The following is a 17,705-nucleotide window of genomic DNA, read 5'->3' on the forward strand; positions in this document are numbered from 1 at the left end:
TCATGGCTCGCTCCACATCCGCAGCAGGTTGTGATACTGCGCCGTCAGGGCGAGCGTCTCCCGGCATTCGCCGTGGCGCTGACGCAATGAATCGATGGCGAGGTCCATCTCATAGAGCATTGCGCGCTGTCCGTTGTCTCGTATCAGGCTCTGGGTCCAGAAGAAGGAGCACACCCTCTCGCCGCAGGTGACGGGCGCCACGCGGTGAAGGCTGGTGGAGGCATAGAGGATCAGATCGCCTGCAGGCAACTTCACCTCGTGCGCACCATAGGTGTCCTCCACGATCAACTCGCCGCCCTCATACTCGTCCGGGTCACTGAGAAAGAGCGTGCTGGAGACATCGGTCCGCAGCCATACCGGGGAATTCGGTACACCGCGCAATGAGCCGTCCACATGCAGTCCATACCCCTCCTGGTCGTCGCCCGCATAGCGGTTGAACAGCGGCGGCATGTAGCGGGCCGGCAGCGCTGCCCGGAAGAAGGTGGCGTGGGCCTGCAATGCCTGCAGGACCCGCCGACCTTGCTCAAGTGCCACCGGACTCTGTTCCGGCAATTGCCGATTGCGCTTGACCTGCGCGCCCTGACTGCCGACCGTCGCCCGGCCGTCAATCCACTCGGCTTGATCAAGGGCCAGCCGCATGTCGGCCACCTGCGCGCTCGTCAGCACGCCGGGAATGTGCAGCATCATGAGGGTGCTCCTGAGATGAAAACGCCCCCGCCGCGTCTGGCGCGGCAGGAGGACGTCAAAGGGATGACGCGACGATCAACGACGATCAGAAGTGGTAGTTCAGATTCACACGGGCCGAGCGTTCCAGCCCTGGTGTGTACCGATAGCCCAGGTAATTGATGGCGGTGATGTAGCGCTTGTCAAACAGGTTGAAGACGTTGAGCTGCGCATCCCAATTCTTGTTGATCTCGTAAGTGGCCACGGCGTCGAACACCCAGTAGGAGGGGATGTGGTCGGGTGTAGTCGCCAGCTTGGTCTGGCGCTTGACGATGCCGGTATAACGAGCACCTCCGCCCAGCGTGAGGCCTTGCGGCAGCCGATACGTGGTCCACAGGGAGAGCGCATTGTCCGGGGCATAGGGCAAGGTGGACGTGCCGTCCTGCGCCGTGGCGGCGCCGGTGACGATCTTCGTCTTCTGATGGGTGTAGGCCGCCACCACGTTCCAGTCCTTGGTGATCTGGCCGGTGGCAGACAGCTCAATGCCCTGCACCCGCTTCTTGCCGATCTGCGAATAGGTGCCGTCGTCTTCGGCGTAGACCTCGTTTTCCACATCGGTGCGGAACAGGGCGCCGGTGATCAGCAGGCGCTTGTCAAAGAACTCCCACTTGGTGCCGAGCTCGTAGGTCTTGGACTTCTGCGGATCCATGTCCGGGTTGCTGGCGCTGCTGGCCGTGGAGGACAAGGAGTAGGCGCCGAAACTGCTGGTGCTGCCGGGGGGCTGTTGGGACAGCGCATAGTTGGCGTAGACGTTGCCTGTAGGCGCGACCTTGTAGAGTGCCCCCACCTTGTAGGTGACCAGATTCCCGTCGGCCTCCAGTTCGGTATTGCCAGTGGTGGCTTCCGACAGGTAGGACGTCTTGTAGTGATCCACTCGCAGAGCGCCATTGACCTGCCAGTCACGGTTGAGCTTGACGGTGTCAAACACATAAGCGGCCGCCGTATCGGTCTGCCAGAAGGCGTCCAGGCCGGACCGTGTGATGGTCAGACCGCTGGCGGTCAGGGTCGGGTTGTACAGGTTCACCGAGCTGAGGCTGCCGGTGCGGGTCAGGCCGTAGTTGGTCTGTTTCTCACGGGTCCATTCCACGCCGGTGCTCAGGCTGTGTTCGAAGGTGCCGGTATTGAATTTGGTGGTGAGGCTGGTCTGATTGGTGAGTACCTCATTCTTGAGCTGCTTGGCGGCGCCCAGCCGTGTGGTGGTCCACGTGCTGGTGTCGCTGCCGGAGAGAGAGGCAACACCAGCGGTCACCGCGAGGTAGTCGGACTCGTTTTTGCCCCAGCGGGTGAGATTGCGCAGCGTGGTGGTCGGCGACAGGTCATGCTCGACGCGTAGGGTCGCCATGGTGGCGGTGGCGTCGTCGTGTGAGTCGGTGGAGCCGTAGTAGTTGCTGGTGTCGACCTTGCTGGCGCTGCTGAAGGTGGTGTCCGAGAAGCCGGAGAGACCCACCGTGGGCAGTCCGCTGTCCGGCGTGTTGGTCTGCTTCACATGCAGGAGGTTCACATACACGCGGGTGTCGGTCTTCAGCCCGAAAGCGATGGAGGGCGCCACGCCCCAGCTTTTGTTCTTGACCTGATCACGGCCCGCGACACCAGCGTCCTGGCCCATCACATTCAAACGGACGGCTGCTCCATTGTCGAAGCCGCTGAGCTTCTGGTTCCAATCGAGCGTTGAGCGCTTGTAGGAACCGCTGCCCAGCCCCAGCGCCGCGTTGAGGTGGTCATCCAAGTTGGGCTGCTTGCTCACCAGGTTGATCTGGCCGGACGGGGCGCTGCGGCCCGTGTCGGTGCCTGCGGCGCCCTTGGTGATTTCCACCTGCTCGATATTGAAGACGTCCCGCGTGATGGAGCCGAGGTCCCGCACGCCGTCCACGAAGATGCTGTTCGAAGCGTCGAAGCCGCGCATGTACAGCGCATCGCCCATGTTGGGCCCGCCATTGCCTTCCCCGGCATTGAAGGTGCCGACACCCGGCACATTGCGCATGGCTTCGGTGAGGGTGGTGGCGCCCTGCGTCTTGAGCAACTGGCTGTCGATCACCTGAATGGTCTGCGTCGTTTCCGCCAGCGGTGCGGTGTACTTGGGCGAAGCCAGCGTCTTGGCCTTGCTGGTTTCCACATTCACTCGCGGCAAGGTCGTTGGGTCTTCGGTGGTGTCGGCGGCGCTGCCAGAAGCTGCCTGTGCAACGGACATCGACAGCGTCACGGCCAGTCCTGCCAGCACGGCAGCGTTGCCTCGGTTCATGGACATCTCAGCCACGGGATGCTTGCGGCTTTTTACGTAGGTCATCGGAGGGCGTTCTTCTTCAAGTGAATGAAAGGGCCTTGGGGCCCCTGGGGCGTCAGGGGACGATGCCGATGGCTGCCTACGTATCGGGGTGGCTGGTGGCGACTCGAACTCTGGGAACGTATGCACTCGCGACTGCTGGCTGCAAAGGCTGGCGGGAATGCGCGGCGTCATTCGCGAATGGATGCGAATGAGCCGTTAATGAATTGGGAGCTCTTCGGCTCGATGTGAACTTTAAATGAAAGTAATTCTCATCGTCGTATGGAAATGGCCGATTGTTCGGCTTTCGCTCTGTATCAGCAGTATTACTGCCGCGCGGTGTCGTCGCCTCACGTACGCGACGGCGTTGGAGGCTGGCCCCCGGGCTGAACGCTCTGTTCAAAGCCGCTGTAGCGGAAGCCTCCAAAACGCGCACCGATGTCCTGCTCGCTGCCGTTGAGCGTGAGATAGAGCAGGTAGAGCTGATCTTGCGATTCGCTCCTGGCTGCGCGGTCAAGGTCATCCCGCAACAGGCGGTACGACCCGTCACTGTTGCGATGGATCCGGCCGACCAGCACGCATTCTTTGTAGTCCGCTTCGATCAGATCGACGTGGTCGTCGGCATCGGTGTCATAAAGACGCACTTCCTGGCCGGGGACGATCCCGGTGGCGACCGCGAGCGCCGCAGCCGCATATGTCGCGGCTGGCTTCTGGGCCTTGTACCCGCCTTTCCCTGTGCCGTTGGCAGCGTCGCGCAGCAACCAGGGTGTCTGGTTCACCAAATAGCCGTTGGGCGCGCGCACGGCGTAATTCCCTTGATTGGCTGGCAGGGCCCAGCCATTGATGAAGAACCGCCCCTTGGCAATGACGGTGGAGACGCCCGTTGCGGCGCGGTTCTCGGTGAAGTGTCGGTCGTAACGCGCGTCCACGACGGATGTGGAGTCCCGGCCCATGCCCCGCATGACGGTGGTGAGCGGCTGTCTTTCTCTGGGAAGCGTTGATGCATCGACGGCGGCGATGCCGAGCACGGACCACGCACCCAGCAACAGGGCGAGTGGTCGTGCGAGGCGGTGGGCAAACGGGAGGGAAGGGCGTTGGACATGCATGGTGATCGACATCAGAAAGCTGGGTGTGCCGTCAAAGCCGTCAGCCCAGTTGCACCACCGGTTTGCCCGCGAAGCGCCGATGGCGAAGATCGTCCAGGAACTGCGGCAACGCATCGAACGCACGGACTTCGCGCGCAGGGACCAGCAAGCGGCCTTGTTGCACTTGCGACAGCAGGGACTCGCCCGCCTCGGTCAAGTGCCGCCAAGCCAGATCGTCCCCATGCACATGCAGCGCGCCCAGGGCCACTTCATGCATCGACAAGGTCAACCCAAATGCCGCGCAGGGCCAAGTGGTCACGCGGTCCTGAATACAGACGAGGTGGCCGTTGGCCTTCAACGCAGCCGCCATCCGTTCGGCGTGATCCCCACTGACGGTGTCGATCACCGCATTAAAGCAGCGGCGATCCGTCCACGATTGCCTCTCCGGCAAAGGCCCGACCTTCCATTCATCGGCGCCGATGGCCTTCAACGCTTCCTGGTGTCGAGCGTTGGCCATCGCGGTCACAACAAACGCCCGGCACTTGGCCAGTTGCACCAGATAGTGACCGACCGATCCACCGGCGCCTGTGACCAGCAGCGACTGCCCGGGCCGAGTGGGGAGCTTCTCCAGCGCGATCCATGCCGTGAGCGCAGGGCAGGGCACCGCAGCCGCCGTTTCAAAGCCCAGTCCATCAGGCATGACCAGCAGCGCGCGGGCCGACACAGGCGCATATTCCGAGAAGCTGCCGTGGCCGTGCAGGCTGGTGTGATAAGCAACGCGGCGCCCCAGCCAGGACTCGGAGACTTGCGGCCCGATAGCCACCACTTCTCCGGCTCCATCGACGCCAGGAATGTGTCCAGCCTGCCACGTGGTGAGTCCGCCCCCGAGCACCTTCCAGTCCACCGGATTCAAGCCAATGGCGGCATTGCGCACGAGCACCTCACCGGCGGCCAGGAGCGGCATGGGTACGGACTGCAAGGTCAGCGCCAGCGGCTCGGCGCTGCCTTGCCAGGTCCAGGCCTGGTAGTGGCTGGGTAGTGGGGTGGACCCGGGATTGGGTGATTTGTGCTGCATCGGACGGGCCTCAGTCAAGACGATGGATACGCGCCCGCCGCGTAGGTCAGTTCGTAGCTATGGCTGTAGATTTCCAGAATGTTGCCGAACGGGTCTTCCATGTAGACCATGCGGTACGGCTTCTCGCCGGGGAAGTACTCGCGCACCGGCATGCGCTGCTTGCCACCGGCCGCGACGATCTTGGCGGCAAGCCCTTCCACATCCGGGTCCTGGACGCAAAAGTGGAAGACGCCGGTTTTCCAGTACTCGAAGTTGTTGGCTGGCTTCTGGGCATTCGGGAACTGGAAGATTTCGACACCAATGCGGTCGCCGGTGGAGAGATGAGCGATGCGGAAAGCGCCCCACCCCGCCCCAAACACGTCGGTACACATCACGCCAATGGCGCTGCTGTCTTCGTGAATGGTGGTGGGCGGCATGATGAGGTACCAGCCCATGATCTCGGTGTAGAACCGGACTGCGGCGTCGAGGTCGGTCACGGAAAGACCGATGTGGGAGAAGCTCCTCGGATAAGGCTGGGGAAGCTTGGACATGAACATCTGCGTGGCTGTTGACATGCCCAGGGCACGAGGGACCCTGGACGAAACGAGGGAATATCCATCAGCGTAGGCGCATCCAACTCATGCTTGCTCTAATGGAGCCTTATATATTCAATAAGAATCTGTGATGGTCAACCCACAATGGGCACGTTCCTTCGTCACGCTGGTGGAGACCGGTGGCTTCACGCGCGCTGCGGACCGGCTGGGCCTGACGCAAGCAGCCGTGAGCCAGCATGTGCGCCATCTGGAGGATGAGTTCGGGCCGCTGCTGATCCGTCGGCCTCGCCAGATCGAGTTGACCCCGGCCGGACAGGCGTTGCTCGAGTACTGCCACGAGGTGGCTAGTGCCGCCAAGCGGATGCAGCTGCGGCTCAGTGATGCCGGCGATGCCAGCGCCCGCTGTGGCGAGGTGAGCTTCATCACACCGGGCAGTGTGGGTTTGGCGCTGTACCCGCTACTGCTGCGCTTGCAGCTCGCACACCGTGGCCTCGTCATTCGCCACCGGTTCGCGCCGGACGTTGAAGCACGGCAGGCGGTGTTGAGTCAGCAGTACGAACTGGGCTTGGTCACACTCAGGCCAAGCGACCGTCAACTCAGCGCCACGCCGTTTCTGGAGGAGACGCTGGAACTGGTGGTGCCCGCAGGTGAAACCGTGACCGGCTGGGAGGACCTGGCGCGAATCGGTTTCATCGACCATCCGGACGGCCAGGCCATGGCCACCCGACTGCTGATGCGCCATCTGCCGGGCAATCCCGGCATTCGCAATATTCCTTGTCATGGCTTCAGCAATCAGATTGCGCTGATCCTGGAACCGGTGGCACGAGGTCTCGGATTCACGGTGATCCCAAGGCATGCGCGACAGGCTTTTGCGCGGCCCGATGCGTTGCAGGTGATTGAACTGGGGCCGCCGATGGTGGACACGCTGTGGCTGATTCACCGCGCCGAGTGGCCGCTGTCGGCCCGTTCGGTCTGGGTGCTGAATCAGATTCGGGAGGCTTGGCCGGCGACCGGCACCTTGCCCCGCTAAGTGCGAACGACCACGGGCCGCGTCATAGCCAATCATGGCCCGTCATGGCCCGTCATGGCGCATCAACCGGGTGCGGCCGAAGGCTGCCCGCTGCCTGCGCTCCCCGCATCCCCGGTGGTCACACCAGAATCTCCACCCGGACCGTCGTCTCCCGGGGGTGTGCTGTCCACCGCGATGCGCAACGAGTCCAGCGAATCAATGAAATCGCTGGACCCGCAGAGGCATTGCCTGCGTGCAAGGAGTGTTGGCAGTCCCTAGATGGTTTCTGGCTCGCGCAGGATGTCCGGCCGATTGAGCGCAAAGCGGACGATGTCATCCTTGCGCATGAAGGCGATGCCGGGCTTGCGCCGGACGTAGGTGAGGAACTCGTCCCACGCGCTCACCATCTGGGGAGAGCCGCTGATACGGTCATGGGCGCTGATCGACATCATGCGGCGCCTGAACCCCGCCTCCTCATACATCGCATCAAACTCTCGTTTGATCTGCGAAAGGAATTGATCCGGCGAATAGTACCGTCCCTCCACCAACAGAATGTCGTTGTTTCGCAAGGTGTAGGGCACCACCACGAAGTCCTTGCCATTGACCAGTTCGATGAACGGTTCGTCGCGGCTCAGGTCATCGATGTGATAGAGATAGCCCATTTCCTGCAGCAGAGACAGCGTATTCGGGCTACGGCGCATCCAGTTGCAGTTGTAGCCGGACGGCCGCTTCCCCGTCACCTCCTCGACCATGCGGGTGCCCTCCGCAATGAATCGCCGTTCGTCGTCTTTGCTCAGTGCATATTGGGAGCTCCAGCGAGGCCCGTGGGCGGCCGCCTCATGCCCTCTGGCGACGATCTCTCGAGCCAGCGCCGGATGCTTCATGGCCGCCTCTCCGATCATGTGGGAGGTCACTTTCACACCATGCTTGTCCCACAAGTCCAGCATGCGAGGAATGCCCTCGCGGTATCCATACGCAAACCACGTATTGGCGCCCGGGTCCGACATGACATGGGCGGGGAAGTCCACTTTCGGGAACGGGCTGTCCGTGCCCTTCAGGGGCTGGCCTCCGGCCTCAAACTGCATCGAAATGGAAATCACCAGCCGAATGTCGTCGGGCCAGAAGTTGCGCTTGGCATCGCGTGGGGCAGGGGAGGGGGTCATGGGGGTCTCGGTTTGAGCTTGGGCGCTGGACAGCATCGACGTGGCCACCATGCCACTGGCGACGCTACCGGCTTGCTGAAGGAAGTGGCGTCGCTGCCGGTTGGGCGCGACAGCAGGCGTGTGGGCAACGGAAGGGGGCGGGACGTTTGGAGCGTCTGGATCAATCAATTGGATGTCCTTTCAGAAGGGGTGTCCGGGTGGGCCCTGTGGACCGGACGCCAGCCATGTTCACCGGGGAGCGCTCCAAGACATACTGGCGGGCACTTAAGGCATTTTTTCCAATCCTTCAAGAACCAAACGGAGGCTGGTTCAGTCGGCGACATGAGTTCGGTCCATCGGCTCATCCCTTGGGCGGGGCATACCAATTTCGCGGCATCCAAGGGCGGGGTGGACCTGTTCATGCGCAGTCTCGTGCGGGCGGTGTCAGGCGAGGGGATTCGCGTCAACGCGATTGCGCCTGCCGCCATTGCCACGGCCATCCATCAGGCGTTCGTGGATGACCCGGAAGCGCGGGACCCACTTCTCACCATGATTCCCTACGGCCGCATCGGGGACGTGAGCGACGTCGCACAGGCGGTTGTGTGGCTCGCCAGCGATGCGGCGGACTTTGTCGTGGGCACGACGCTGTTGGTGGATGGCGGGATGTCTGGGTCCAAACAGGAATGATGGTTCCTGCGGTCAGGCGTCCGGCAGGCCCTGCAGCAGTTTGGCGTTTTCCTTGCGGATCAGCTCGCCATAGTCCTTCAGTCCCAGCACGCGTTCGGAAAACAGGCCGAAGATCGGCGGTTCGATGCGTGGCGTGGCGTGGCGTGGCGCTTGAGTGCATCAACGAAGTCATCCGCCACCATCCGCCACCAGACGAGCCGGTTGGACGCGTTCACTTCCTCAACCGCCGCAGGACAACTACCGTCAATGATTGAATGCACCCTTTGCCATTGTTCAGAAGCCCGATGATCAACAACCTGCCAAGCCTGCGCACCTTTGTACGGGTGGTGGCCACCGGAAGCCTGTCTGCGGCGGCGCGGGACATGGACCTCTCGGTGGCCATGGTCAGCAAGCGGCTGACTCAACTGGAGGAGGAACTGGGCATCCGTCTGCTGCAACGCACCACACGCAAGCAGGTGCTGACGGAGGAGGGTGCCCTGTTCCATGCCGAGGCGCTGCGCATTCTGGCCGCCATTGAACAGGCGGAGGCGGTGATCTCCGGCCGCACCCATGCGGTGGAGGGCACGATCCGGCTGAGTGCGCCCGTTGAGTTCGGTCGGCAGTGGGTGGCGCCGGCCCTGGCGGCGTTTCAGAAGAAGCACCCCAAATTGCGGGTGCAACTGGAGCTGTCAGACGTGCTGGTGGATCTGCTGGACGCCAATGTTGATCTGGCCATCCGGTTTGGAACGCTGGCGGATTCGTCGCTGATCGCCAGTCCACTCGCCCCCAACTTTCGGGTGTTGTGCGCCTCTGCGGCCTATCTGAAGCGTTGCGGCACCCCGCAGCACCCACAGGAGCTGGCCCACCATGCCTGCATCCTGATCGGCCATCACGCCCGCGCGGCCTGGGTGTTCGACGGAGATGAGCCCCTGTCGGTCGAGGTGGTGGGGACCTTCGTCACCAACGACGGCAGCGCCGCCCACGCGTTGGCACTGGAGGGCGTTGGCATTGTCCGCAAGTCCATCTGGGATGTCGGGGACGATCTCGCCGAAGGCCGGTTGAAGCAAGTGCTTCCCGCGTTTGTGATGCCTGCGACGCCGTTGAATGCGCTCTATCCGTCAGGCCGACTGCTGGCTCCGCGCGTACGGGCGCTGATTGATTTTCTCGGTGCCCGCCTGCGCAAGGCCTGGCGGTGGGATGCGATGCAGAGTGCCGCAGGTCAGGACTGAGTTCCTGCGGAGCCCCGTTCACAGGTTTCGTCCACGGCCGGTTGCGCCCGGTCCCGGACTGCTTCGGCCAACGCGCGGGCACTCAATGGCGCCGACCCCTCCGCGTGATTCGAGACGGTCACCAGCACTTCATGCCCCGCCTCGGCGGTCGCCTGCATCACCTTGGCCAGGACGGCCCGGGTGTCGGGATCGGGGTCCAGCATCTGGTCGTAGCGTCCATACAGGCGCTGAGCGTCCTCATATCCGTAAGGCCCATGCTTGCGATGCAGGTTCCAACGCGCCACCAGCGGCCCCGGCCACATGGCTCGCAACAGGGGCAGTTGCTCCTGGATAGGGGGGAGCTTGGGATGCAGCCCCAGGCAGTAGCAGGCGCCAGTGTCCTTCAACAGGGCCACCAGGTCCGGACACAGCCATTCCGGATCCCGCACTTCCACCGCCAGCACGGCCCCGGTGGGCCGGGACGCGGGTGCAGGCATCGCCTTGAGCATCCGCCACAGCCGGTCCAGCTGTTCCGACATGCGCGCCAGCATGTCCAGCGGCAGGGGGCTCAACTGGAAGACCAGGGCACCCGCCTTGTCGCCCAGCCCTTCCAACGCAGGCTCCACGAAACTGCCCAGCGCCAGCCGGGGATCGAGGAAGGCCTCATTCGTCTGCCGTCCGCGTCCGTCTTCCGTCCGCACCACCGCGTCGGTCACGGCACTGGGCGCCTTGACCAGGAAGCGGAAGCCCTCCGGCACCAGATGGGCATACCGCTCGAACTGGCTGGCCGTGAGGGACTGATAAAACCCCCGGTCGATGCTCACCGCTCGCAGCAGCGGATGCTGGGCATAGGCCGTCAACCCCTGGCGGGACAGGACCGACTCGCTGTGCTCGCCCGCCCACACGTGGCCCTGCCAGCCCGGATAACTCCAGGAGGACGTCCCGATGCGGATGTGCGGCGACAAGGCAGCGGCCAGGGCCAGGTCCGATTCCAGCGCGGATGCGGGCAACACGCCGCCACGGCGCCGGCCTTTGGCGGGGCTGGTTCCGGCCACTGCCGTCGGCGCTGGTGTGCCCTCCGGATCTTGCTCCGTGGGTGCCTGCGTCGGGCCCGCCGGCACCATCACTGGATGCCCAAACAGATCGACCTGCCCGGCAGGGGCAGGCGGTGAGGTCGGCACGGTCGGATCCGAGGTCATGGGCCGGCAGCATAGCGCCGCGGGCTACACTGCCGCGCGAACAGCACACTATGACGGACTTTCTTTCGATTCCCCCGCCAGGCGCCGCTCCTGCGGCCCCGGTTGACCCCGCCGACGAGTACGCCATGCGGCTGGCCCTGGACCAGGCGCAGAACGCCTGGCTCGTGGGCGAAGTGCCGGTGGGCGCGGTGATCATGCGCGCTGGCCAGATCATCGCGACCGGCTACAACCGGCCCATCACCACCCACGACCCGACGGCTCATGCCGAGATCGTGGCGCTGCGTCACGCCGCCCAGTTGCTGGGCAACTACCGGCTGCCGGAGTGCGAGCTGTTTGTGACGCTGGAGCCTTGCGCCATGTGCGCCATGGCCATGATGCATGCGCGCATCAAGCGGGTGGTGTTTGCTGCCCACGACCCCAAAACCGGTGTTGCCGGTTCCGTGCTGGACCTGTTCGCGCAGAAGCAGCTGAATCACCACACGGCACTGGTCGGTGGTGTGCTGGCCGACCCGGCCTCGCAACTGCTGCGGCAGTTCTTCGCGGAACGCCGGGAAGCCGCACGCCAACGCCGCGAAGCCCAACGCGCGGCCGAGCGGCCCGACCCGCTGGCCATGTTCCGCTCACCCGGCCCCGCGCCGGGTGCCGCCGGCACCGATATCCCCGTGGGCGAGGCGCAGTACCTGCCCCTGGACCCTGATTCGTCCCCAACCGAGCCCCAGCCATGAGCGACCTGATTCTCTACACCCCCTCCGGCGTTCTGGCCACCACCCCACCGCTGCGCCGTGCAGCCAAGCGCCTGGGTGCGCTGGGCTTCAAGGTCTCGATCGACGAAGCGGCCACCGCCAGACATCAGCGATTTGCGGGCGATGACGACACCCGCCTGGCGGCCTTGCACCGGGTGGCCAAGGCGGCGCCGGACGTGGCCCTCGCCACTCGGGGCGGCTATGGCCTGACCCGGCTGCTGGACCAGTTGAACTGGAAACTGATGGGCCGCAGCGTGGAGAAGGGCACCCGCTGGGTGGGGCAGAGCGATCTGACCGCGCTGCAGCTGGGCCTGCTGGCCCACACCCAGCAGGTGAGCTGGGCGGGCCCGCTGGCCTGTGATGACTTCGGCCGCACCGAAGACGAGGGCGGCGTGGACGACATCACCCGCGACTGCTTCCTGGAAGCCATGGACGGTTCGCTGGAAGCCGTGGGCTTCCGCACCGAGGCCGGTTTTGATGGCCTGGGCGTGCGCGGTACGCTGTGGGGCGGCAACCTGGCCGTGCTGTGCTCGCTGCTGGGGACCCCGCATTTCCCGCGCATCAAGGGCGGCCTGTTGTTCCTGGAGGATGTGAACGAGCATCCCTACCGGGTCGAACGCATGCTGCTGCAGTTGCAGCAGGCCGGTGTGCTGGATGCCCAGAAGGCCGTGATTCTGGGCTGCTTCAGCGGCTGGAAGAAGTCGCCGCTCGACCGGGGCTACAACTTCAAGAGCTGCGTCGAGGCATTACGTGCCCGCTGCAAGGTGCCGGTGCTCACCGGCCTGCCGTTCGGCCACGTGCCCACCAAGGTCTGCCTGCCGGTGGGCGCCAAGAGCGAGTTGCTGGTGGAGGGCCGGGACGTGTTTGTGGCCTGGGGGCATGTGGGGCATGGGCATGACCATCCCCATCATGCGCATGACGACTCGCACGGGGACCGGCATGACCACGGTCACGCCCCTCACGACGGTCATGACGACCACGACGATGACCACGACCATCACCACCACGGTCATTGAGTCACGGCCCGCACATCGCTGCGGCGGCTGATCCACAGATCGCCCCGCAGGCGCCGCTGCACAGCACGCATGCCGGCGAAGCTGTCTGAAAGCTGTAGGGAAGCTGTTGGAACGCGGTTGGAGACACATCTCCAGACGGCGAGCGACCAGGGCTCACGTATGATTTGAGAAGGGCGCCTTCGCGGGAGTTCCACCATGCTTGGTGGTGTTCCATGCGGGCGGCCCGGCAACCATTTGGCAATGCCGCGTCCAGAGGATGCGGCTTTGTGTTTTGAGGGGTGACGAATGTCGTCGGGACGGTGGAGTGAGGGATTCGGCGGGCTGTTGGGCCTGGCCCGGCGGATGTTGGCCCTGGGCACGGCCGTCCTGCTGATCGGGCTGCTGGGCGCCTGCAATAACAGCCCGTACTGGGCCGGTGCCGGCAAGGAAAACACGCTGTTCATCTCCTTTGATGAACGCTCCCCGCGCTACCTGGACCCGACCGCCTCTTACACGGCGCCGGAAGGCGTCTACGTCTACCAGATCACCGAGCCGCTCTACGGCTACCACTACCTCAAGCGCCCGTATCAGCTGATTCCACGCGCGGCCGCCGAGGTGGTGCATCCCTATTACCTGGACCACAAGGGCGAACGCCTGCCAGACAACGCGCCGGCAGACCAGATCGCCCAGAGCGTGTATGAAGTGCCCATCCGCCCTGGTGTGATGTATGCGCCCAGCCCCGCCTTTGCCAAGGACGCGCAGGGGCAGTATCTCTATCACCACCTGACCCCTGCACAACTGGGCAGCAAGCGCTCGCCGTGGGAGTTCGAGCACCAGGGCACTCGCGAGCTGGTGGCGGATGACTTCGTTTATGCACTCAAGCGCCATGCCACGCCGCGCATCGAAGCACCGATCTTCGGCCTGTTTTCCGAACGCGTGCTGGGCCTGAAGGACTATGGCGAGCTGATCCGCAAGGAAAACGCCAAGCTGCTGCAGGGCCTGCCGGAAAGCACCAAGGACAAACCCTTCCTCGACTTCCGCAAGTGGCCGCTGGCCGGAGCGGAAGCCGTCAATCCGCATCTGCTGCGGATCCGCATCAAGGGTAAATATCCGCAGTGGTCGTACTGGATGGCGACCAGCTTCCTGTCCCCGATCCCCTGGGAGGTTGATGCCTTCTATGCCCAGCCGGGCATGGCCGAGCATGGCCTCTCCTGGAATCAGTGGCCGGTGGGCACCGGGCCTTTCATGATGACGGAGTACCAGCAGGACCGTCGGCATGTGATGTCCCGCAACCCCAACTATCACCTCGACACCTACCCCTGCGAGGGCAGCGAAGCCGACCGCGCAGCAGGCCTGCTGGCGGACTGCGGCAAGCGTGTGCCCTTTGTGGACAAGGTGGTGGCGACGCTGGTGAAGGAACGGGTGCCGCGCAAGGAGCTTTTTAAGCAAGGCTATCTGGACGTCCCTGACCTGGAGCGTGGCGACTGGGGCGTGGAGTTCACCGCCGACCAGAGCGACTCCGATGAGGTGGCCGCCTTTTTCCAGCAGCGCGGCTTCAAGTTCCCGCGTGATACCGACCCCAACAGTTGGTATCTCGGGTTCAACTGGTTGGACCCGGTCGTCGGCAAGGGCCATACGCCGCAGCAGCAGGAGCGCAACCGCAAGCTCCGCCAGGCGCTGTCGATTGCCATCGACTGGGAAGAAGGCTACGGGAAGATCTTCAAGAACCGCGGGGGCGTGGCCGGCTATGGGCCTGTACCGCCCGGCGTGTTCGGCTCACGCGAGGCCAAGCCGGGTTACTTCAACCCGGTCACGCACAAGCTGGTGGATGGCAAGGTGGTGCGCCGCTCCCTGGAAGAGGCTCGCCAGCTGATGGTGGAAGCCGGTTATCCCGATGGGCGCGACGCCACCACCGGCCAGCCGCTGGTGCTGAACTACGACTTCATGCGCACGGTCACGCCCGAGGTGAAGGCGGAAAACGACTGGATGGTCAAGCAGTTCGCCAAGCTGGGCATCCAGCTGGATGTGCGGGCGACCGACTACAACCAGTTCCAGGAAAAGGTGCGTCAAGGCAAGCATCAGATCTTCTGGTGGGGTTGGTTTGCCGACTATCCGGATGCGGAGAACTTCCTCTTCCTGCTGTACGGACCCAACAGCAAGTCGCTGCATGAAGGCGAAAACTCCGCCAACTACCAGAACGACGAATACGACAAGCTCTTCAGGACCATGCAGACGCTGGAGGATGGGCCCGAGAAGCAGCAGGTGATCGACCGCATGCTCGAGATCGTGCAGAAAGACGCGCCCTGGGCCTGGGGCTACTGGCCTTACACCGGCCAGGCCTTCCAGCACTGGGTCTACAACGGCAAGCCCAGCATCGTGGTGCGGGACCCGGTGCGCTTCTACCGGCTGGATGCCGCCGAGCGGGCGCGCCAGCAGGCCGCCTGGAACAGCCCCGTGTGGTGGCCGCTGGTGGTGCTGGTGCTGGGGGCGCTGGCCATTGTCTGGGCCACTCGTCGCAGTTTCATGGCCCGGGAGACCGCCACCGCGCGCGGCACGGCCGCTGCCCCCGGAGGGGCTGACTGATGTTCAAGATCATTGCAAGGCGGCTGGGGTATGGCCTGGCCATTCTGATCGGGGTCAACCTGCTGACCTTCTTCTTGTTCTTCACCGTCAACACGCCGGACGACATGGCCCGGCTGAACATCGGTGGCAAGCGCGTCACGCAGGAACAGATCGACAAGTGGAAGGCCGAGCGCGGCTACGACAAGCCGCTGTACTGGGACGACAGCCAGCAGGGCAGCGCACGCCTGACCCACACGGTGTTCTGGGAGCGCTCGGTCTCCCTCATGCTGATGGACTTTGGCCGCTCGGACGCGCGCCAGGCGGTGGACATCGGCCACGAGATCAAGCAGCGCATGGGGGTGAGCCTGCAGTTGGCGGTGCCGCTGTTTGCGCTGCAGTTGATCATCAGCGTGGCGTTTGCGCTGTTGCTGACCTTCTTCCGCAACTCCCGCATCGACTTCTGGGGCGTGGTGCTGTGTGTGCTGATGCTGTCGATCTCCAGCCTGTTCTACATCATCGTGGGCCAGTTCTTCTTCTCCCGCATCCTGCGCCTGGTGCCGATCAACGGCTATGCGCCTGGGTTGGATGCCATCCGCTTCCTGGCTTTGCCGATTGCGCTGTCGCTGCTGTCCCGCCTGGGCGGTGAAGCGCGGCTGTACCGCGCCATGCTGCTGGAAGAGGTGGGCAAGGACTATGTCCGGACGGCCCGCGCCAAGGGCTTGTCCGAGCCGGTGGTGCTGCGCCGCCATGTGCTGCGCAATGCGCTGATCCCCATCATCACCAGCGCAGGGGCCTATCTGCCTTATGTCTTCCTGGGCAGCCTGGTGTTTGAAAGCTTCTTCGGCATTCCTGGCCTGGGCGCGTTTGTCATCGACGCCATCACCGGCCAGGACTTCGCCATCGTGCGCACCATGGTGTTTTTGGGAGCGCTGTTGTACATCGCCAGCAATGCGCTGATCGACGTGGTCTACACCTGGGTCGATCCGCGGGTGCGGCTGAGCTGAGGTCCGGAGGACGTCATGGGATTCAAGTTCGTCGTCCTGTGGACCGATGCAGCGCTGTGGGCGCTGATGGCGGTGCTGCTGGCCTATGTGCTGCGACTGGTGCGCCGGCCGCATCTGCGGACCCACTGGCAGCGGGTGCTGCGCGACCCGGCGGCCCTGAGCGCCGGTGTGGTGTTGCTGCTGTTCATTGGCGTCACGGCGCTGGACAGCGTGCATTTCCGGCGCGCACTGCCGGACAGCCCGTCCGGTCAGCGCTTTTACGAGACCCGCACCGAGTCGCTGCTGGACGTGGTGCTGGCGCGGCAACTGGAGATGCGTGAGACCAGCTACTCCGCACCGCTGGCCTATACCGGCTTCAACAAGGACAGCGTGGTGCACGGCAGCGAAGTGGTGCGGGAATTCCCCCGCCTTGCCTATGGCGGCGCTCATCTGAAAGACCCGGCCACCGAATGGGTCGGTGATGTGACCCGCCGCGCCGCGACCGGCCTGGCCGGTGGGCTGCTGGTCTGCCTGCTGCTGGCCGCCGCCATGGCCGCGCTGCTGGCGCGCCACCATGGCGGCTGGCGCCAAGGACTGGCCGACCTGCTGGCCGACCGCACCCACTACCCGTGGCGGGCCGCATGGGCCACGCTCGGTGTGGTGGCCCTGCTGGGCGGGCCGGTGGTGGCGCTGATGGGGCACTATCACGTGTTCGGCACCGACCAGACCGGCAACGATGTGCTTTACCAGGCGCTCAAGAGCGTGCGCACCGCCTTTGTGATTGGCGCGTTGTCGACGCTGGCCACGCTGCCGTTTGCGCTGGTGCTGGGCATTCTGGCCGGCTACTTCAAGGGCTGGGTCGATGAGGTGATCCAGTACTTCTACACCGTGCTCACCTCCGTGCCCAATGTGCTGCTGATCGCCGCCTGTGTGCTGATGGTGCAGGTGTTCCTGGACAAGCATCCCGAGGTGTTCCAGACCGGTGCGGAGCGCTCCGACCTCAAGATCTTCCTGTTGTGCGTGATCCTGGGCGTGACCGGCTGGGCCACCTTGTGCCGGCTGGTGCGCGGGGAGACGCTCAAGCTGCGCGAATCCGATTTCGTGCAGGCCGCCACCGCCTTCGGCGTGTCCGACACCCGCATCATGGTGCGTCACATCGTGCCCAACGTGATGCACCTGGTGCTGATCAGCCTGGTGCTGAACTTCTCCGACCTGATCCTTTATGAGGCGGTGCTGACCTACGTGGGCGTGGGCGTGGACCCCACCATGAACAGCTTCGGCGGCATGATCAACCTGGCGCGCTCGGAGATGAGCCGTGATCCGGTGGTGTGGTGGAGCTTTGCCGCCGCCTTCGGTTTCATGGTGAGCCTGGTGCTGGCGGCCAACCTGTTTGCCGACGGCGTGCGGGACGCCTTCGACCCGCGCTCCCGCAAGCTGCGGCCGCAGGTGATGGCCCTGAAAGCGCGCAAGGCGCTGGCCGAGCAGGCGCAGCGCGCCGGCAACCCCCATCAGCAAGCCTGAG

General features: G+C 64.3%; 15 protein-coding genes. 8 read left to right on the forward strand and 7 right to left on the reverse strand.

Translation table 11 applies throughout. From position 1 onward, the window contains the following. The 5 genes from OU995_RS14040 to OU995_RS14060 all read right to left on the reverse strand — a co-directional run bounded on the left by OU995_RS14040 (nt 1) and on the right by OU995_RS14060 (nt 5,673). Nucleotides 1-687, reverse strand: coding sequence for a Fe2+-dependent dioxygenase (locus OU995_RS14040; RefSeq protein ID WP_267830660.1), 687 nt, complete (start codon nt 685-687; stop codon nt 1-3). 85 nt (nt 688-772) lie between these two features. Next, nucleotides 773-2,962 carry a catecholate siderophore receptor Fiu gene (locus tag OU995_RS14045; protein ID WP_267830661.1) on the reverse strand — a complete coding sequence of 730 codons (2,190 nt, stop codon included), beginning with the start codon at nt 2,960-2,962 and terminating at the stop codon, nt 773-775. A 371-nt stretch (nt 2,963-3,333) separates the two neighbouring features. Then, nucleotides 3,334-4,011 (reverse strand): hypothetical protein, encoded by a 678-nt coding sequence (locus tag OU995_RS14050; protein WP_267830662.1) that lies wholly within the window; start codon nt 4,009-4,011, stop codon nt 3,334-3,336. Between the two features lie 118 nt (nt 4,012-4,129). After that, nucleotides 4,130-5,143, reverse strand: coding sequence for a zinc-binding dehydrogenase (locus OU995_RS14055; RefSeq protein WP_267830663.1), 1,014 nt, complete (start codon nt 5,141-5,143; stop codon nt 4,130-4,132). Nucleotides 5,144-5,157: 14 nt separating this feature from the next. Further along, the gene (locus tag OU995_RS14060) at nt 5,158-5,673 is read right to left on the reverse strand and encodes a lactoylglutathione lyase family protein (RefSeq protein WP_267830664.1); all 516 of its coding nucleotides are present in this window, start codon (nt 5,671-5,673) and stop codon (nt 5,158-5,160) included. A gap of 133 nt (nt 5,674-5,806) precedes the next feature. On the opposite strand from OU995_RS14060, the gene OU995_RS14065 reads away from it, so the two are divergent. Further along, a complete protein-coding gene (locus OU995_RS14065; RefSeq protein WP_267830665.1) occupies nt 5,807-6,706 on the forward strand; it encodes a LysR family transcriptional regulator in 900 nt (299 codons plus the stop codon). A gap of 254 nt (nt 6,707-6,960) precedes the next feature. Here OU995_RS14065 and OU995_RS14070 read toward each other — a convergent pair whose 3' ends face one another. Further along, a complete protein-coding gene (locus OU995_RS14070) occupies nt 6,961-7,848 on the reverse strand; it encodes a polysaccharide deacetylase family protein (RefSeq protein WP_267830666.1) in 888 nt (295 codons plus the stop codon). Between the two features lie 189 nt (nt 7,849-8,037). Between OU995_RS14070 and OU995_RS14075 the strand changes: the two genes are divergently transcribed. Then, nucleotides 8,038-8,514 carry an SDR family oxidoreductase gene (locus OU995_RS14075; RefSeq protein ID WP_267836261.1) on the forward strand — a complete coding sequence of 159 codons (477 nt, stop codon included), beginning with the start codon at nt 8,038-8,040 and terminating at the stop codon, nt 8,512-8,514. A 284-nt stretch (nt 8,515-8,798) separates the two neighbouring features. Further along, nucleotides 8,799-9,722 (forward strand): LysR family transcriptional regulator, encoded by a 924-nt coding sequence (locus OU995_RS14080; RefSeq protein ID WP_267830667.1) that lies wholly within the window; start codon nt 8,799-8,801, stop codon nt 9,720-9,722. On the opposite strand, the gene OU995_RS14085 is transcribed toward OU995_RS14080, so the two are convergent. Beyond that, on the reverse strand, nt 9,713-10,900 hold the full coding sequence (locus tag OU995_RS14085) for a DUF72 domain-containing protein (RefSeq protein WP_267830668.1): 1,188 nt from the start codon (nt 10,898-10,900) through the stop codon (nt 9,713-9,715). The genes OU995_RS14080 and OU995_RS14085 overlap by 10 nt on opposite strands. Before the next feature lie 50 nt (nt 10,901-10,950). Between OU995_RS14085 and tadA the strand changes: the two genes are divergently transcribed. From tadA to OU995_RS14110, 5 genes are all read left to right on the forward strand, one after another. Next, complete coding sequence (gene tadA, locus OU995_RS14090; RefSeq protein WP_420714728.1) at nt 10,951-11,625, forward strand: tRNA adenosine(34) deaminase TadA; 675 nt, start codon at nt 10,951-10,953, stop codon at nt 11,623-11,625. Beyond that, complete coding sequence (locus OU995_RS14095; RefSeq protein ID WP_267830669.1) at nt 11,622-12,659, forward strand: LD-carboxypeptidase; 1,038 nt, start codon at nt 11,622-11,624, stop codon at nt 12,657-12,659. The genes tadA and OU995_RS14095 overlap by 4 nt, the downstream gene beginning before the upstream one ends. Nucleotides 12,660-12,944: 285 nt before the next feature. Continuing rightward, nucleotides 12,945-15,221, forward strand: coding sequence for an ABC transporter substrate-binding protein (locus OU995_RS14100; RefSeq protein ID WP_267830670.1), 2,277 nt, complete (start codon nt 12,945-12,947; stop codon nt 15,219-15,221). Then, entirely contained in the window at nt 15,221-16,204 is a 984-nt protein-coding gene (locus OU995_RS14105; protein WP_267830671.1) for an ABC transporter permease, read from the forward strand. The genes OU995_RS14100 and OU995_RS14105 overlap by 1 nt, the downstream gene beginning before the upstream one ends. A gap of 15 nt (nt 16,205-16,219) precedes the next feature. Beyond that, a complete protein-coding gene (locus tag OU995_RS14110) occupies nt 16,220-17,704 on the forward strand; it encodes an ABC transporter permease (RefSeq protein WP_267830672.1) in 1,485 nt (494 codons plus the stop codon). The last annotated feature ends 1 nt before the right edge of the window (nt 17,705 follow it).

Source organism: Roseateles sp. SL47 (assembly GCF_026625885.1).
Lineage (GTDB): Bacteria > Pseudomonadota > Gammaproteobacteria > Burkholderiales > Burkholderiaceae_C > Roseateles.

Coding starts and splice junctions, on each gene's coding strand:
- OU995_RS14040 (WP_267830660.1), bottom strand. CDS start 687: ATGATGCTGCACATTCCCGGCGTGCTGACGAGCGCGCAGGTGGCCGAC.
- OU995_RS14045 (WP_267830661.1), bottom strand. CDS start 2,962: ATGAACCGAGGCAACGCTGCCGTGCTGGCAGGACTGGCCGTGACGCTG.
- OU995_RS14055 (WP_267830663.1), bottom strand. CDS start 5,143: ATGCAGCACAAATCACCCAATCCCGGGTCCACCCCACTACCCAGCCAC.
- OU995_RS14060 (WP_267830664.1), bottom strand. CDS start 5,673: ATGTCCAAGCTTCCCCAGCCTTATCCGAGGAGCTTCTCCCACATCGGT.
- OU995_RS14065 (WP_267830665.1), top strand. CDS start 5,807: ATGGTCAACCCACAATGGGCACGTTCCTTCGTCACGCTGGTGGAGACC.
- OU995_RS14070 (WP_267830666.1), bottom strand. CDS start 7,848: ATGACCCCCTCCCCTGCCCCACGCGATGCCAAGCGCAACTTCTGGCCC.
- OU995_RS14080 (WP_267830667.1), top strand. CDS start 8,799: ATGATCAACAACCTGCCAAGCCTGCGCACCTTTGTACGGGTGGTGGCC.
- OU995_RS14085 (WP_267830668.1), bottom strand. CDS start 10,900: ATGACCTCGGATCCGACCGTGCCGACCTCACCGCCTGCCCCTGCCGGG.
- tadA (WP_420714728.1), top strand. CDS start 10,951: ATGACGGACTTTCTTTCGATTCCCCCGCCAGGCGCCGCTCCTGCGGCC.
- OU995_RS14095 (WP_267830669.1), top strand. CDS start 11,622: ATGAGCGACCTGATTCTCTACACCCCCTCCGGCGTTCTGGCCACCACC.
- OU995_RS14100 (WP_267830670.1), top strand. CDS start 12,945: ATGTCGTCGGGACGGTGGAGTGAGGGATTCGGCGGGCTGTTGGGCCTG.
- OU995_RS14105 (WP_267830671.1), top strand. CDS start 15,221: ATGTTCAAGATCATTGCAAGGCGGCTGGGGTATGGCCTGGCCATTCTG.
- OU995_RS14110 (WP_267830672.1), top strand. CDS start 16,220: ATGGGATTCAAGTTCGTCGTCCTGTGGACCGATGCAGCGCTGTGGGCG.